16 protein-coding genes are annotated in these 13,154 nt (G+C 58.6%); 13 read left to right on the top strand and 3 right to left on the bottom strand.

What is annotated here, in order from left to right:
* The first annotated feature begins 37 nt into the window (after positions 1-37).
* The 3 genes from ACZYSM_RS15860 to ACZYSM_RS15850 all read left to right on the top strand — a co-directional run bounded on the left by ACZYSM_RS15860 (position 38) and on the right by ACZYSM_RS15850 (position 2,732).
* Positions 38-808, top strand: a complete 771-nt coding sequence (locus ACZYSM_RS15860; protein WP_489072423.1) for an IclR family transcriptional regulator — start codon at positions 38-40, stop codon at positions 806-808.
* Between the two features lie 174 nt (positions 809-982).
* Positions 983-1,573: a YceI family protein gene (locus ACZYSM_RS15855; protein ID WP_489072422.1), complete on the top strand. Its 591-nt coding sequence runs from the start codon at positions 983-985 to the stop codon at positions 1,571-1,573.
* A 1-nt stretch (position 1,574) separates the two neighbouring features.
* Positions 1,575-2,732: a phospholipase D-like domain-containing protein gene (locus tag ACZYSM_RS15850; RefSeq protein ID WP_489072421.1), complete on the top strand. Its 1,158-nt coding sequence runs from the start codon at positions 1,575-1,577 to the stop codon at positions 2,730-2,732.
* Between the two features lie 201 nt (positions 2,733-2,933).
* On the opposite strand, the gene bglX is transcribed toward ACZYSM_RS15850, so the two are convergent.
* The gene (bglX, locus tag ACZYSM_RS15845) at positions 2,934-5,225 is read right to left on the bottom strand and encodes a beta-glucosidase BglX (protein WP_489072420.1); all 2,292 of its coding nucleotides are present in this window, start codon (positions 5,223-5,225) and stop codon (positions 2,934-2,936) included.
* Between the two features lie 242 nt (positions 5,226-5,467).
* On the opposite strand from bglX, the gene ACZYSM_RS15840 reads away from it, so the two are divergent.
* The 6 genes from ACZYSM_RS15840 to ACZYSM_RS15815 all read left to right on the top strand — a co-directional run bounded on the left by ACZYSM_RS15840 (position 5,468) and on the right by ACZYSM_RS15815 (position 8,626).
* Positions 5,468-6,076: a LemA family protein gene (locus ACZYSM_RS15840; protein WP_489072419.1), complete on the top strand. Its 609-nt coding sequence runs from the start codon at positions 5,468-5,470 to the stop codon at positions 6,074-6,076.
* An 87-nt stretch (positions 6,077-6,163) separates the two neighbouring features.
* Entirely contained in the window at positions 6,164-6,916 is a 753-nt protein-coding gene (locus ACZYSM_RS15835) for a TPM domain-containing protein (RefSeq protein ID WP_489072418.1), read from the top strand.
* Positions 6,917-6,944: 28 nt separating this feature from the next.
* Entirely contained in the window at positions 6,945-7,562 is a 618-nt protein-coding gene (locus ACZYSM_RS15830) for a TPM domain-containing protein (RefSeq protein WP_489072417.1), read from the top strand.
* A gap of 135 nt (positions 7,563-7,697) precedes the next feature.
* Entirely contained in the window at positions 7,698-8,000 is a 303-nt protein-coding gene (locus ACZYSM_RS15825; protein WP_489072416.1) for a response regulator transcription factor, read from the top strand.
* Positions 7,987-8,346 carry a putative holin gene (locus tag ACZYSM_RS15820; protein ID WP_489072415.1) on the top strand — a complete coding sequence of 120 codons (360 nt, stop codon included), beginning with the start codon at positions 7,987-7,989 and terminating at the stop codon, positions 8,344-8,346. The genes ACZYSM_RS15825 and ACZYSM_RS15820 overlap by 14 nt, the downstream gene beginning before the upstream one ends.
* A gap of 1 nt (position 8,347) precedes the next feature.
* The gene (locus tag ACZYSM_RS15815; protein WP_489072414.1) at positions 8,348-8,626 is read left to right on the top strand and encodes a phage holin family protein; all 279 of its coding nucleotides are present in this window, start codon (positions 8,348-8,350) and stop codon (positions 8,624-8,626) included.
* A 15-nt stretch (positions 8,627-8,641) separates the two neighbouring features.
* Here the strand turns inward: ACZYSM_RS15815 and ACZYSM_RS15810 are convergent, their stop codons facing one another.
* A complete protein-coding gene (locus ACZYSM_RS15810) occupies positions 8,642-9,076 on the bottom strand; it encodes a helix-turn-helix domain-containing protein (RefSeq protein WP_489072413.1) in 435 nt (144 codons plus the stop codon).
* 298 nt (positions 9,077-9,374) lie between these two features.
* On the opposite strand from ACZYSM_RS15810, the gene ACZYSM_RS15805 reads away from it, so the two are divergent.
* From ACZYSM_RS15805 to ACZYSM_RS15795, 3 genes are all read left to right on the top strand, one after another.
* Positions 9,375-9,659: an Ogr/Delta-like zinc finger protein gene (locus tag ACZYSM_RS15805; RefSeq protein WP_489072412.1), complete on the top strand. Its 285-nt coding sequence runs from the start codon at positions 9,375-9,377 to the stop codon at positions 9,657-9,659.
* Complete coding sequence (locus ACZYSM_RS15800; protein ID WP_489072411.1) at positions 9,656-10,018, top strand: hypothetical protein; 363 nt, start codon at positions 9,656-9,658, stop codon at positions 10,016-10,018. The genes ACZYSM_RS15805 and ACZYSM_RS15800 overlap by 4 nt, the downstream gene beginning before the upstream one ends.
* A 141-nt stretch (positions 10,019-10,159) precedes the next feature.
* Entirely contained in the window at positions 10,160-11,377 is a 1,218-nt protein-coding gene (locus ACZYSM_RS15795) for a class I SAM-dependent methyltransferase (RefSeq protein WP_489072410.1), read from the top strand.
* Here ACZYSM_RS15795 and ACZYSM_RS15790 read toward each other — a convergent pair.
* Positions 11,370-12,290: a DMT family transporter gene (locus ACZYSM_RS15790; RefSeq protein ID WP_489072409.1), complete on the bottom strand. Its 921-nt coding sequence runs from the start codon at positions 12,288-12,290 to the stop codon at positions 11,370-11,372. The genes ACZYSM_RS15795 and ACZYSM_RS15790 overlap by 8 nt on opposite strands.
* A 275-nt stretch (positions 12,291-12,565) precedes the next feature.
* Here ACZYSM_RS15790 and ACZYSM_RS15785 point away from each other — a divergent pair, with 275 nt between their 5' ends.
* The gene (locus tag ACZYSM_RS15785; RefSeq protein ID WP_489072408.1) at positions 12,566-13,147 is read left to right on the top strand and encodes a DJ-1/PfpI family protein; all 582 of its coding nucleotides are present in this window, start codon (positions 12,566-12,568) and stop codon (positions 13,145-13,147) included.
* Positions 13,148-13,154 lie beyond the last annotated feature (7 nt).

The following is a 13,154-nucleotide window of genomic DNA, read 5'->3' as shown; positions in this document are numbered from 1 at the left end:
AAAGCGATCATCCATCCGGTATCAGGGAGGTCGGAACATGGACAGCAAGGCAGAAACCGGCGGTGTGCGTTCAGTCGAACGGGCCTTGGCGATCGTCGAGCTCTTGGGGCTGCATCAGGAGCTGGGCCTGGAAGAACTGCATTACCTGACGGCGCTGCCCAAGGCCACGGTATCTCGGATGCTGCTGACCCTGCAGGAGCAGGGCTGGATCTATCGGGGTCTGAGCGACCGACGCTATCGGTTGTGTTCCAGGCGTCTGTTCGGCGACAGCCAGCAGCGTTTCAAACGCCATTTGGTGGAGAGTGCGGCACCCTGGCTGCTGGCGTTGAGTGAGCGCACGGGGTTGGTTGCCGATTTGTCGAGCTTCGATGGCGAGCGTCTGGAGGTCATGGAGAGTTCGATCCCCACGGTGCTGCGCAAGCGCTATCCAAACAACTGCCAGATCGTCGGGCAGCATGCCAGTCTGTTTCATTCGGCGATGGGCAAGGCCTGCCTGGCCGAGCTTGATTGCAGCGAGGTAGAGCGCCTGGCCGGCCGTGATCAAGTGGCGCTGGAGGATCAGTACCGTGCGTGCGAACAGTCCCAGCATCAAGGCTTCGGTCAACGCACGGAAGGCTATTGGGAATACCCGGTGCGCCTTCCTTTTTTGATCCGTGCAGTGGCCCTGCCAGTTCGTGCCAATGGCCGGCTGGTCGGCAGTATGGCTTTGCATTGGCCGATGGATCAGGCGCCGGTGGAGCGGGTGTTGAGTCTGCATCTGGCGAGTCTGGCCAACACCATTCGTGATGTGCAGCATGCGTTGGCATGAGGGTGCTTTCGCAGCGCTGTGTGGCTAGGGGTAATCCCCCTCGCCACCGGGGTTGTGCTGGACTCGGTATTCGCTTGAACTGCTAGCTCGCAGTCCCTTGCAAGCAATGGACGGTTTGCAACGGCCCCAAGGACAGCTAAGGTTCGGCTCAGGTTTATTTGCCCATGAGTTGTTATGCCCAACGCTTCGCTGTTCAAACTGTGCGCCTTCCTGCTGACGCTCTGTGCGGCTTTGCCCGCCCACGCTAGTTGGTATCTGGATGGCGAGTCTTCACGGCTGTCCTTTATCACCACCAAGAACGCCCATATCTCTGAAGTTCAGCGCTTTCTGGTGCTGCACGGCAAGATCAATCTCAAGGGCATGGCGCACGTGGAGGTCGAGCTGGAGTCGGTCAATAGCGGGATTCCACTGCGCGATGAGCGCATGCGCAAAGATCTGTTCGAGATCAAGACTTTCCCGCAGGCGCTGATCACGGCACAAATCAATCTACAGCCCATCAAGGATCTGGCCCCCGGCGCACAGCTCGAACTGCGGCTGCCACTGACGGTAAAACTCCACGGCAAAGAGCAGAACTACAACGCTGAGCTGCTGGCCACAAGGCTTGATGACCGGCGTTTTCAGGTGGTCACCCTTGAGCCGCTGGTGCTCAATGCCGAAGACTTTGATTTGGCGCCAGGCCTGACCACGTTACGCAACGCCGCCGGTTTGTCGGCGATCAGTCTCTCGGTGCCGGTGGGTGCGGTGCTGATTTTTACGGCGCGCTGACATGAGCGGCGCAGTATTCCCATGGCGCGAAGGCAACCGCTTCGAACTGCTGATCGACGGGCCGAGTTTCTTCCCACGCATGTTGGTGGCAATTGCCCGGGCCGAGCGTCAGGTGGAGCTTGAGTTGTACCTGGTGGAGGCCGGTGCCTGCGCCGAAGCGATGGTCCAGGCGCTGGTGCAGGCGGCCGAGCGCGGTGTTCACGTGCGCTGCCTGTTCGATGACTACGGCAGCCTGGCCTTCACCTTGAGTTTGCGTAGCCGATTGATCGATGCCGGTGTCGAGCTGCGTTTCTACAATCGATTGAGCTGGCGGCATTGGGTGCGCAACTTTTACCGCGATCACCGCAAGCTGCTGTTGGTCGATCAACGTCTGGCGGTGGTCGGCGGCACGGGTGTCACCGATGAGTTCTGGACCCCTGGCGAGGACACCAGCGAATGGCATGAAGTGATGGTGGAAATCGCCGGCCCGCTGGTGCTCGACTGGCAGATGCTGTTCGACCGGCAATGGATCGCCAACCGTCATCGCAGGGCCTGGAAGCCTGCCTCGAACTTCGGCTTGCAACGGCTGCCTCAGGTACCCGCGATAGGCCCGGGCATGGGCCGGGTGGCTTATGCCGACGCCCGTCAGCATCGGGATATCCTGCAATCGCTGACTCGCGCTTTGAACAGCGGGCAGCGGCGCATCTGGTTGGCAACGCCGTACTTCCTGCCGACCTGGAAAGTCCGTCGTTCGTTACGCAGAGCCGCAGCGCGCGGCATCGATGTGCGTTTGCTGCTCACCGGGCCGCGCACCGATCACCCGTCAGTGCGTTACGCCGGGCATCGCTACTACCCGCGTCTGCTCAAGGCCGGCGTGAAGATCTTCGAGTATCAGCCGTGCTTTCTGCACCTGAAAATGGTGCTGATCGATGACTGGGTGAGCATCGGTTCGTGCAACTTCGATCACTGGACTCTGCGCTTCAATCTGGAAGCCAATCTGGAGGCGCTCGATCTTGACCTGACACGCGCTGTGGCGGCTAGTTTTGAGGCGGACTTTGCCCAAAGCCAGGTGGTCAGCCTTGAAGCGTGGAGAACCCGGCCGCTGTGGCGACGGGTCAAACAGCGGGTTTGGGGGTGGGTGGATCGGCTAGTAGTGAATCTGCTGGATCGGCGGGGGTGAAGTGCTGAAAGTAAGGGCGACGCAGAACCCGTAGCAGCTGCCGAAGGCTGCGTTCGAGTGCGCAGCGCTCGCAATCCAGACGGCTCATCATCCAGGTTGAATCGCGTCGTCAGGTTTTACGACCGCTGCGCTGCCGAACGCAGCCTTCGGCAGCGGCTACGTAAAGCGGGCCGACCTTCAATTCGGGTCAGCCCCTTATGCTTACAACAACTCAAAACTCTGCTGTTTCACGTCCTGGGAATCCAGGCCGATCTGCACGTTGAACATGCCCGGTTCAGCAGCGTACTTAAGCTGGGTGTTGTAGAACTTCAAGTCGTTCTCTTCGATGCTGAAGTGCACGACTTTCTCTTCGCCGGCCTTGAGCATCACCTTCTGGAAGTTTTTCAGCTCCTTGACCGGGCGGATCATGGAACCGGTGACATCCTGAATGTACAGCTGCACCACGGTTTCACCATCGCGCTTGCCGGTGTTTCTAACTTTCACGCTGGCGTCTATTTTGCCGGTCTTGTTCAGCGTGGTGGCCGACAGCGCCATGTCGGACAGGCTGAAGTCGGTGTAGCTCAAGCCGTAGCCGAACGGGTACAGGGGACCAGTGGTGTCGTCGAAGTACTGTGAGGTGTAGTTACCCGGCTTGCCCGGGGTGAACGGCCGGCCGATGCTCAAGTGGTTGTAGTAGGTCGGAATCTGCCCAACCGAACGCGGGAAGCTGATCGGCAATTTGCCGGACGGGTTGTAGTCGCCGAACAGCACGTCGGCAATCGCGTTGCCGCCTTCGGTGCCGGCGAACCAGGTTTCGAGAATCGCGTCAGCCTGCTCCTTCTCGTTGAGAATCGACAGCGGACGGCCGTTCATCAACACCAGCACCAGCGGTTTGCCGGTAGCTTTGAGGGCCTTGATCAGCTCGCGCTGGTTGGCCGGGATATTCAGGTCGGTGCGGCTCGAAGACTCGTGAGACATGCCGCGGGACTCGCCGACTGCAGCCACGACCACATCGGCCTGCTGCGCGGCTTTGACCGCTTCATCAATCATCACCGCTGCCGAGCGCGGGTCGTCGACGATTTCCGGGTTGTCGAAGTTGAGGAAGTTCAAGTAGTCGAAGACTTTCTTGTCGTCGGTGATGTTCGCGCCTCGGGCGTAGATCAGCGTTGACTGATCGCCGAGTGCCCGGGTCATGCCGTCGAGCAGGGTGACCGACTGGGCCGGTACGCCGGCGGCGGCCCAACTGCCCATCATGTCGATCGGGGCTTTGGCCAGCGGGCCGACCAGAGCGATTTTGGCAGTCTTTTTCAGCGGCAGGGTTTCACCCTGGTTTTTCAGCAGTACCAGACTGCGGCGGGCCACGTCGCGGGCTTCGCTACGGTGCAGGCGGCTTTCGGCATTGGTGTCGGCCGGATCATCCTCGGCTTTGCCGATACGCAGGTAGGGGTCTTTGAACAGGCCCATGTCGTATTTGGCGCCCAACACTTCACGCACGGCGTTATCGATATCGCTCTGGGCAATCTCCCCGGACTTCAACAGCCCCGGCAGTTCCTGGCCATACAAGGTGTCGTTCATGCTCATGTCGATGCCAGCCTTGATCGCCAGCTTGGCGGCCTCGCGGCCGTCTTTGGCAACGCCATGCTTGATCAGCTCGAAAATCGCCCCGTGGTCACTGACTGCCAGGCCCTTGAAGCCCCACTCTTTGCGCAGCAGGTCCTGCATCAGCCATATGTTGGCGGTGGCCGGCACGCCGTTGATCGAGTTCAAGGCAACCATTACCCCGCCCGCACCGGCATCGATGGCGGCGCGATAAGGCGGCAGGTAGTCCTGGTACATTTTGACCGGGCTCATGTCCACGGTGTTGTAGTCGCGACCGCCCTCGACCGCGCCATACAAGGCAAAGTGTTTGACGCTGGACATGATGCTGTCCGGCGCACTCGGAGTGGCGCCCTGGAAGGCCTTGACCATCACCTTGGCGATCCGCGAGACCAGATAAGTGTCTTCACCGAAGCCTTCGGAGGTGCGGCCCCAGCGTGGGTCGCGGGAGATGTCGACCATCGGCGCGAAGGTGATGTCGAGGCCGTCGGCACTGGCTTCTTTGGCGGCGATGCGCCCGCTCAGGCCAATCGCGTCCATGTCCCAGCTTGAGGCCAAGGCCAGGCTGATCGGGAAAATCGTCCGGTGACCGTGGATCACGTCATAGGCGAAGAACATCGGGATCTTCAACCGACTGCGCATGGCAGCGTCCTGCATCGGACGGTTTTCCGGGCGGGTAATCGAGTTGAACGTACCGCCGATGCGCCCGGCAGCGATTTCCTTGCGGATCATCTCGCGGGGCATTTCCGGGCCGATGCTGATCAGGCGCAATTGGCCGATCTTTTCATCGAGGGTCATCTGCTTCATCAGGTTGGCGATGAAGGCGTCCTTGTTCTGAATGGGTGCGGGCTTTGTGTCGGCCAAGACAGAGTGACTGGCCAGACTGATAACAAGGCCCAGCAAACACAACTTCTTCATGAATATTATTCTCGCAGGCTTATAAGCAGTCGCTGTTGAAACGCGCTGAATAGCCAAAATTTAGGGAGCGACTATTGTTGTTCGGACAAATGCAGCACACTTCTGAAGCTTTTTCGCACTGGGCATCTTTTAGCCGATTGGCTCGATGCAATCCAGTAGTGGCGGCAGATTATGCCCCAAGAGCTCGATTTAAAGGGTCGCAGGTTCCATTTCATAGGGTTGTATAAGGGAGAGTCACCAACATGAACGGACAACAGCGCTATCGCTCGGGCTGGCAAATCACGGTATTGATGCTGTTGAGCACATTCCTCAGCGGTTGCGGCATCAACACCATTCCGACCCTTGACGAACAGGCCAAGGCGGCCTGGTCGCAGGTGCAGAACCAATACCAGCGCCGCGCTGACCTGATCCCCAACCTGGTAGAAACGGTCAAGGGCTACGCCAAACACGAGGAGGACACCCTGACAGCGGTGGTCGAAGCCCGTGCCAAGGCCACCTCGATCCAGGTCGATGCAAGCACCCTGGACAACCCGGAAAAACTCAAGCAGTTCCAGCAGGCACAGGACCAGTTGACCGGTGCCCTTAGCCGTTTGATGGTGGTGTCCGAGCGCTATCCGGACCTCAAAGCCAACCAGAACTTTCTAGCGCTGCAATCACAACTTGAAGGCACCGAGAACCGCATCAGTGTGGCGCGTCGCGACTTTATCCTCGCCGTGCAGAAATACAACACTGAGATCCGCACCTTCCCCGGTCGCCTGTGGCACACCCTGATGTACAGCGATTTGCCTATTCGTGAGAACTTCGAGGCGACCAGCCCGGATGCCGATAAAGCTCCGCAAGTGAAGTTCTGATTCGTACGGGGCTCCCGGCTGCCGCGTACGGCTGCGTCGGGCGTTTGCAGGTAGATCACGCTATGCGTCACCACGGATGAGGTTTCAATGCGCGTGTTGAGAGTTGGCCTGGTGCTGTTGCTCTGGGTGTTTGCAGTCACGGCCCAGGCCGAGCTGAAATTTCCGGCGTTGACCGGACGGGTGGTGGACAACGCCCAAATGATCGAGCCGTCGGTGCGCGAGCAGTTGACGCAACAGCTCATGGCTCACGAACAAGCCACCGGCGAGCAATTGGTGGTGGTCACCCTGCCTGACCTGCAAGGCACCAGTATCGAAGACTTCGGTTATCAGTTGGGTCGGCACTGGGGGATCGGTCAGAAAGACAAGAACAACGGTGCGCTGCTGATCGTTGCTCGCGACGAGCGCAAACTGCGCATTGAAGTCGGTTACGGTCTGGAAGAGCGCCTGACCGATGCCCAGACGTCGGTGATCATCAATCAGGTCATCACACCCGCCTTCAAAACCGGGAGCTTCAGCAAGGGCATCAGCGATGGGGTTGCCGCAATGCTCGTGGTGTTGGGCGGTAACCCGTTGGATGAGCCTGCCAACGTAGTCGGGTCAGGAGGGGGGCGCGGCAGTGACTTTGTCGAAAGCCACCCAGGTGTATTCATCTTTTTGGTGTTGCTGTTTATCGTGACGATTTTCGTCTGCCAGATGCTCGGTATTCTTCCCAGTGGTGGTGGCCGGGGAGGCTCGGGCGGTTTCGGAGGCGGTGGCTTTGGCGGCGGCTCCGGCGGTGGGGGAGGCTTCAGTGGCGGCGGTGGTAGCTTTGGCGGCGGCGGATCGTCCGGCGGCTGGTAACTAAAATAATGAATGGGTATTTGAAGACATGGCATTACTGAGTGAACACGAACAGCGCAAGGTCGCCGAAGCGATTGCGCGGGTCGAGCAACACACCGATGCCGAACTGGTCACCGTCCTCGCTGCACGGGCCGACGACTATGCGTATATCCCGCTGCTCTGGGCCAGCCTGCTGGCGCTGATCGTGCCGGGCGTCGTGCACTACCTGTCCGGCTGGATGAACATGCATACGTTGCTGCTGGTGCAGTGGGTCAGCTTTATCATCTTCTGCCTGGTGTTCCGAATCCCGAAGATCACCACCCACTTGATCCCGCGCTCGGTACGCCATTGGCGTGCTTCGAACCTGGCGCGTCGGCAGTTCCTCGAACAGAACCTGCACCACACCGTCGGCAGCACCGGCATGCTGATCTTCGTCTGCGAGGCGGAGCGTTATGTGGAAATCCTGGTGGACGAGGGCATTTCCAAACGCCTGGACAACAAAAGCTGGGACGCAATCGTCGCCGTCTTTACCCAGCAAGTGAAACAGGGCCAGACCTTGCAGGGCTTCCTCACCTGTATCGAGGCCTGTGGTGAACTGCTCAAAGTGCATGTGCCGGTGACTCATGTGCGCAATGAATTGCCGAATCGGTTGGTGGTTCTCGGCTAGGTATCTACCCCCGGTCTTGTCCCTTTCGACGCTACAACCCCGGTGCATTGCCGGGGTCGAGGCGTGTGTCCAACATCTCTCTTTATTAATGAGTGCTCTGCACACAGGCGTTCAGCTATAGAGGGAATTTGTATCATGTCATACCGTCAATCGGACGATCCCGTCGTCTGTCAGGCTCAGCGTCATGGGGCCGATAAAAACACTCCTGTCACGCTGACAGCTAAAGAAACGCAAGCTCTGCTGTGGAGTTTTCAAGGGAAAACCTCTTGGGAGATCGCGCGGATTCAGAAGTGCACAGAAGCCACGATCAACTTTCATTTTTCCAATATCCGCCGAAAGTTCGCAGTCTGCTCGCGCAGCGCGGCAGTGCTCAAGGCCATCGAGCTGGGGATTATTTCCACGGGTGGCAACAATCGAGACGCCCATGAGCATGACTGATTCGACCTACAGCAGCATCAGCGGACTGCTACTTGGGTTGGGTGTCGCAACGACACTGCCGCCGATTGATGGCGAAGCCCTGCTTGGGGCGGCCCTTGGGGCGTGGCTGGTCACCACCACCCGGAAAAACGTCAAGGCCTGGCAGCGCATTGGCTCATTGCTGCTATCCGCGGGTGTCGGCTACCTGTTCACCCCGGTCACGTTGCCGATCGCTCCCTTCCTGACCAGCGGCGTCGCTGCGTTCTTGTGCGCGTTGATGGTCATTCCGATCAGCATCAAGGCGATGCAGTGGGTCGACGGCGCCACTCTCGGAGAGATTATCCGGCGTCTGAAGGGGGGGAGGTGAAATGGGGATCCTGATGTTCATTCTTACGCTTGTAACAGCCGCTTCTTACTTACTTAGCGCTTTCAGGCTGGCGTGCTACCAGCGCGATGAAAAACGTAATGGTTGGCATGGGTGCCTGCTGACCAGCCTGTGTGGTGTCATTTTTTGCCTTGCTGGCATCGACGTATTGTTGGCTCGTCACCCCGTCAGCCTGTGGAGCGCGCTCATCAGTGTCTTGTTTTGCGGCCTGATCATTCGCTCTGGCGGCAATGTTGTCGCGCTCTGGCGCACCGCGAAATGAGCGGGTGCCCAACCACTATGATTTTTGCGAATTGATCGAATATTGGAGTGTCGACAGAGTAGAGGCCATTTCTGCAAGTTTGAGTTCCAGATCCCGCAGGCGCTTCTTCTCTTCCAGTGCACTCTGAATGGCGAACCGATCGTCTTCGTTCAACAGCCGCCACAACGCGAGAATTGTACTTTCCCGCGTGTTGCCTTCCTGAATGACTGCCGTGGCGTTGGTTTCCACGTGCCGCAACATCGGCCCTTCGCCAAGCAATAACCAGTCAAGGGAGATGCCGCGAGTCTGCGCGATATCTATGCATATTGCGTATGGCGTGCTGTCACGACCTTTCCAGCTGCTGAGGGTTTGGGGACTGATCTGCAGCGCTGAAGATAAAGCAGCATCGGTACTTGTACCGGTGATCAGCTTTAAGCGAGTTAGAACAGCTTGTGATTTCTTGCTACGCAATTTGAGTCTCTTCCTTTTGACTTATTCGTTTTGAGTGACTAATTTATGCGTAATGAGTACTTTCTTGGGTGTTTAATCAGTCATTAACTATGAATCAGACGAGCTTAGCTTTGAAACTTCCGAATAGTAACAGGGAAAATTCCTGCAACCCTTGCGCATATCTACTACGCGCCTGCCAGCTTCACTTCCCTATGCTTGGCGAGCGTTATCCACAGGGGCGGACTGGATTGGCCAATGTTTTAAATAGTATTGCGTTTGATCAAGTTGATTGCCACCCACTAACGACCGGGAGTCAAACATGAGTACCTACAAAATGGTTTGCCCGCACTGCTTGAATCGAATGCGCATTCGAACCAGCGAAGGCAGACATATTTTCTTGCGTGTGGCGTACCTGCAATGTACGTCAGAAGCATGCGGCTGGTCAGTCCGGGCAGAGTTCGAGATGACCCATGAGCTTTCTCCGAGCGGCATGCCCAACCCAACCGTCAGGTTGCCGTGCGCAGGGCCCGATCTGCGTCGTGCAGCGCGGCCGGTAGAGGCGAGCAAGCCGCTGACGGAAAAAGAAGTGGAGTCGTCAGCATGAATGGCATTGGCGAGAGCCTGGAGCTGAGTTCGGAGCTATTGGCCACGGCCCAAGCGTTTCTGACACGTCATGAAAGCGATCACCCTAACGACGATCAAGTACTGTTCTGCCGTGCCGTGAAGCACTTGCAGGGATTGAATGTACCGCTGCATCTGGCGGAAAAATTGGTTAGCCATGCCTATGGAACGCTGAAATCCATCAACGACCGTCGGCGCCTGGACATCGCCGCCAGCTCCGAAACCGTAGCCGTGGTCACGGACCCGGCCAGCGGCCTCACCTGGGCGGTGCCGGTGGGGCTGATCGTCAAGCACATCATCAATTCCCCTACGAGTCGTCGGCTTAGACTGGTTGATCCGTAAGGTTACGGCCGCTGTCTTCGGGGCCTGGATTCCGCGATCCGGGCTCGTTGGAAAATAACCCCGTGCCCTCAAACCCTATCCCCCCTAAAATACCCGCCATTCCCGATTCACACCCCCGTACCGCCCGAGGCACTTTTTTACATGTCAGTCACCGCAACCCCCGCCAGCCTTGTGCCGGATCATCATGCGCAGTTCTTGAGTCTGCTGGACACCAGCCTTGCGCAGAACTCCTTTATCAAACTGGTATTGGCCAAGTACGTCGGGGCCGAGGCGGATCTGCAACGAGTGATCATCAAGCAACTGACCGTGAAGGAGCAGCCGTGCCTGTCCTTCGTCTATCGCTATAAGACTCGCGACATCACCAAGAACTTTTCGCTGGTCGACGGTGTGGCGGCGATTGCCGACCTGTTGCCCGAGTCGTTCAAGAATGCGCACCTGCTGTCGCTGACCGATGAAGTGCAGCTCGAATACAGCAAAAAAGGCAAAAGCTCACTGTTCAAGGGCAAGACTCAGCAGGAGCGCGAAGTGCCTTCGGCTGAGCACAACCGCGAGAAGAACCGCTTTCTGGAGTTGAGCCGACCATTCCTTGCCGATCTGGGCGTGACCAACAAGCAGCACGAGCTGATCCCGGCGATGTCGCGCAAGTGGAAGCAGATCAACAAGTTCATCGAGGTGTTCAGTCACGCCTTGACGTCCTCACCGCTGGCGCTGGATCAGCCGGTGCGGGTCGCAGACTTCGGTTCAGGCAAGGGTTACCTGACGTTCGCCATCCATGATTACTTGCGCAACACCTTGCACGCCGAAGGGCTGGTGACCGGCGTCGAGCTGCGCGAAGACATGGTGACCCTGTGCAACAACGCTGCGGCGCGGCTTGAGCATCCGGGGCTGACTTTCCAGCACGGTGACGTGCGCACCTTCACCCCGACCGCGATCGACGTGATGATCGCGCTGCATGCCTGCGATATCGCCACCGATTACGCGATCCACATGGGTATCCGCTCCGGTGCCGCGATCATCATGTGCTCGCCGTGCTGCCATAAGCAGATCCGCCTGCAAATTCAGAGCCCGGCGCTGCTCAAGCCGATGCTGCAATACGGCCTGCACATGGGCCAGCAGGCGGAAATGGTGACGGACAGTCTGCGGGCGCTGTTCCTCGAAGCCTGCGGTTACGAGACTAAGGTGTTCGAGTTCATCTCGCTGGAGCACACCAACAAGAACAAGATGATTCTTGCGATCAAGCGCGCCGAGCCGGTCGATCCGGCTCAGCTGCTGGTGAAGATTCAGGAGCTCAAAGCCTTCTACAACATCAGTGAGCACTGCCTGGAAACCCTGTTGCGGGCCGACGGGCTTCTTATTTAAAGGGCTTGAGCTTAATCCCTGATGGCAGTGTGCCTGGCTGAGCCGGGCGCACGCTGGTCTTGCGTCCGAGCATCACGGTGACGATCACACCGGCGGCGAACAGCCAGGTGATCGGTTCAATGTGCTCGCCGAAGAACAGCGCCGAAAAGGCGATGGTGAAGAAGATCTGCAGCAACTGGATCTGGCTGACCCGGGCGATGCCGGCCATGGCCAGCCCGGTATACCAGGCGAAAAAGCCGATGAACTGCGAGAACAGCGACACATAACCGAACGCCCACCAGGTCTTGCTGGAAATTTCCCCCTGATGTTGCAGCGCCAGATAGGCCACCGGCCCGATCAGCAGCGGCGTCGATAGCACCAGCGCCCAGCAAATCACCTGCCAGCCGCCCATCTCCTTGGCCAACCGGCCACCTTCGGCATAACCCAAACCACCGATGGCAATCGCCCCGAGCATCAGCAAATCACCCGCCTGGATACTGCCTGCACCGCTGATCAAGGCATAGGCCAGAACCAGTGCACTGCCCAGCGCCGCACAGGCCCAGAAGGCTTTCGACGGTCGTTCATGGGACAACCACGCGGCATACAGCGCCACGCACAGCGGCTGCAAACCGTTGACCAGCGCGCCATGGGACGCCGGTAATGTCTGCATTGCCCAGGCCGAGAGCACCGGGAACCCTAGAATCACCCCGGCGATCACCAGGCTCAGGCCTTTGATCTGCTTCCAGGTCGGCCATTTTTCCCGACGCCAGAGCAACAACAGCGCTGCCGGAATCGCTGCAAACAGCGCGCGACCGAGGCCGTTGAGCAGCGGATGGATTTCCTGCACGACGATCCGTGTGAAGGGCAGGGTCAGGCTGAAGATAATGACGCCGAGCAGGCCCAGGGCCATGCCGGTGTTTTCGCGCGAAGACATAACGGGAACCAGAATCAGGGGTGATTGGACGTGACTTCATCTAGCCACAAACCGCGCAGGCTGCGGTGTTACAGCTAGGCGCAGAGTTATCCGTACAGTTTGAGGATGCTTTCGCGAGCAGGCTCGCTCCCACATTGAAATGCGTTCCCCTGTGGGAGCGAGCCTGCTCGCGATGAACGATAACGCCGTAGTAGCTGGTTATTACCCGACCCTGCGGATTAGGACTACCTTGGATACTACTGCACGCCCACGTATTTCCCTGAGGAGTCATTCCCATGGCCGCTAAAAAAATTCTGATGTTGGTCGGTGATTACGTCGAAGACTATGAGGTGATGGTGCCGTTTCAGGCGCTGCTGATGGTCGGCCACACCGTGCATGCAGTGTGTCCGGATAAAACCGCCGGGCAAACGGTACGCACCGCAATCCACGATTTCGAAGGCGATCAGACGTACAGCGAAAAACCGGGCCACCTGTTTGCGCTGAATTTCGACTTCGCCAAGGTCGATGCGGCGGATTACGACGCACTGCTGGTTCCCGGCGGTCGCGCTCCGGAATACCTGCGTTTGAACGAAAAAGTCCTGCAGCTGGTGCAAGCCTTCGACAAGGCCGGCAAACCGATTGCGGCGGTCTGCCATGGTGCGCAATTGCTGGCGGCGGCTGGCATTCTTGAAGGTCGTGAGTGCAGCGCCTACCCGGCCTGCGCCCCGGAAGTACGCCTGGCCGGCGGTACGTTCATCGATATCCCGGTGACCGAAGGCCACGTTCAGGGCAATCTGGCGACGGCTCCGGCCTGGCCTGCGCATCCAAGCTGGTTGGCGGGTTTCCTCGGTTTGCTGGGTACCAGGATCACGCTGTAGGAGACAC

Source organism: Pseudomonas sp. F220 (genome assembly GCF_057813935.1).
Note: the sequence above shows the minus strand (reverse complement) of the source record. Positions and strands in the feature narration are given on the sequence as shown.

Coding starts and splice junctions, on each gene's coding strand:
- ACZYSM_RS15860 (WP_489072423.1), top strand. CDS start 38: ATGGACAGCAAGGCAGAAACCGGCGGTGTGCGTTCAGTCGAACGGGCC.
- ACZYSM_RS15855 (WP_489072422.1), top strand. CDS start 983: ATGCCCAACGCTTCGCTGTTCAAACTGTGCGCCTTCCTGCTGACGCTC.
- ACZYSM_RS15850 (WP_489072421.1), top strand. CDS start 1,575: ATGAGCGGCGCAGTATTCCCATGGCGCGAAGGCAACCGCTTCGAACTG.
- bglX (WP_489072420.1), bottom strand. CDS start 5,225: ATGAAGAAGTTGTGTTTGCTGGGCCTTGTTATCAGTCTGGCCAGTCAC.
- ACZYSM_RS15840 (WP_489072419.1), top strand. CDS start 5,468: ATGAACGGACAACAGCGCTATCGCTCGGGCTGGCAAATCACGGTATTG.
- ACZYSM_RS15835 (WP_489072418.1), top strand. CDS start 6,164: ATGCGCGTGTTGAGAGTTGGCCTGGTGCTGTTGCTCTGGGTGTTTGCA.
- ACZYSM_RS15830 (WP_489072417.1), top strand. CDS start 6,945: ATGGCATTACTGAGTGAACACGAACAGCGCAAGGTCGCCGAAGCGATT.
- ACZYSM_RS15825 (WP_489072416.1), top strand. CDS start 7,698: ATGTCATACCGTCAATCGGACGATCCCGTCGTCTGTCAGGCTCAGCGT.
- ACZYSM_RS15820 (WP_489072415.1), top strand. CDS start 7,987: ATGAGCATGACTGATTCGACCTACAGCAGCATCAGCGGACTGCTACTT.
- ACZYSM_RS15815 (WP_489072414.1), top strand. CDS start 8,348: ATGGGGATCCTGATGTTCATTCTTACGCTTGTAACAGCCGCTTCTTAC.
- ACZYSM_RS15805 (WP_489072412.1), top strand. CDS start 9,375: ATGAGTACCTACAAAATGGTTTGCCCGCACTGCTTGAATCGAATGCGC.
- ACZYSM_RS15800 (WP_489072411.1), top strand. CDS start 9,656: ATGAATGGCATTGGCGAGAGCCTGGAGCTGAGTTCGGAGCTATTGGCC.
- ACZYSM_RS15795 (WP_489072410.1), top strand. CDS start 10,160: ATGTCAGTCACCGCAACCCCCGCCAGCCTTGTGCCGGATCATCATGCG.
- ACZYSM_RS15790 (WP_489072409.1), bottom strand. CDS start 12,290: ATGTCTTCGCGCGAAAACACCGGCATGGCCCTGGGCCTGCTCGGCGTC.
- ACZYSM_RS15785 (WP_489072408.1), top strand. CDS start 12,566: ATGGCCGCTAAAAAAATTCTGATGTTGGTCGGTGATTACGTCGAAGAC.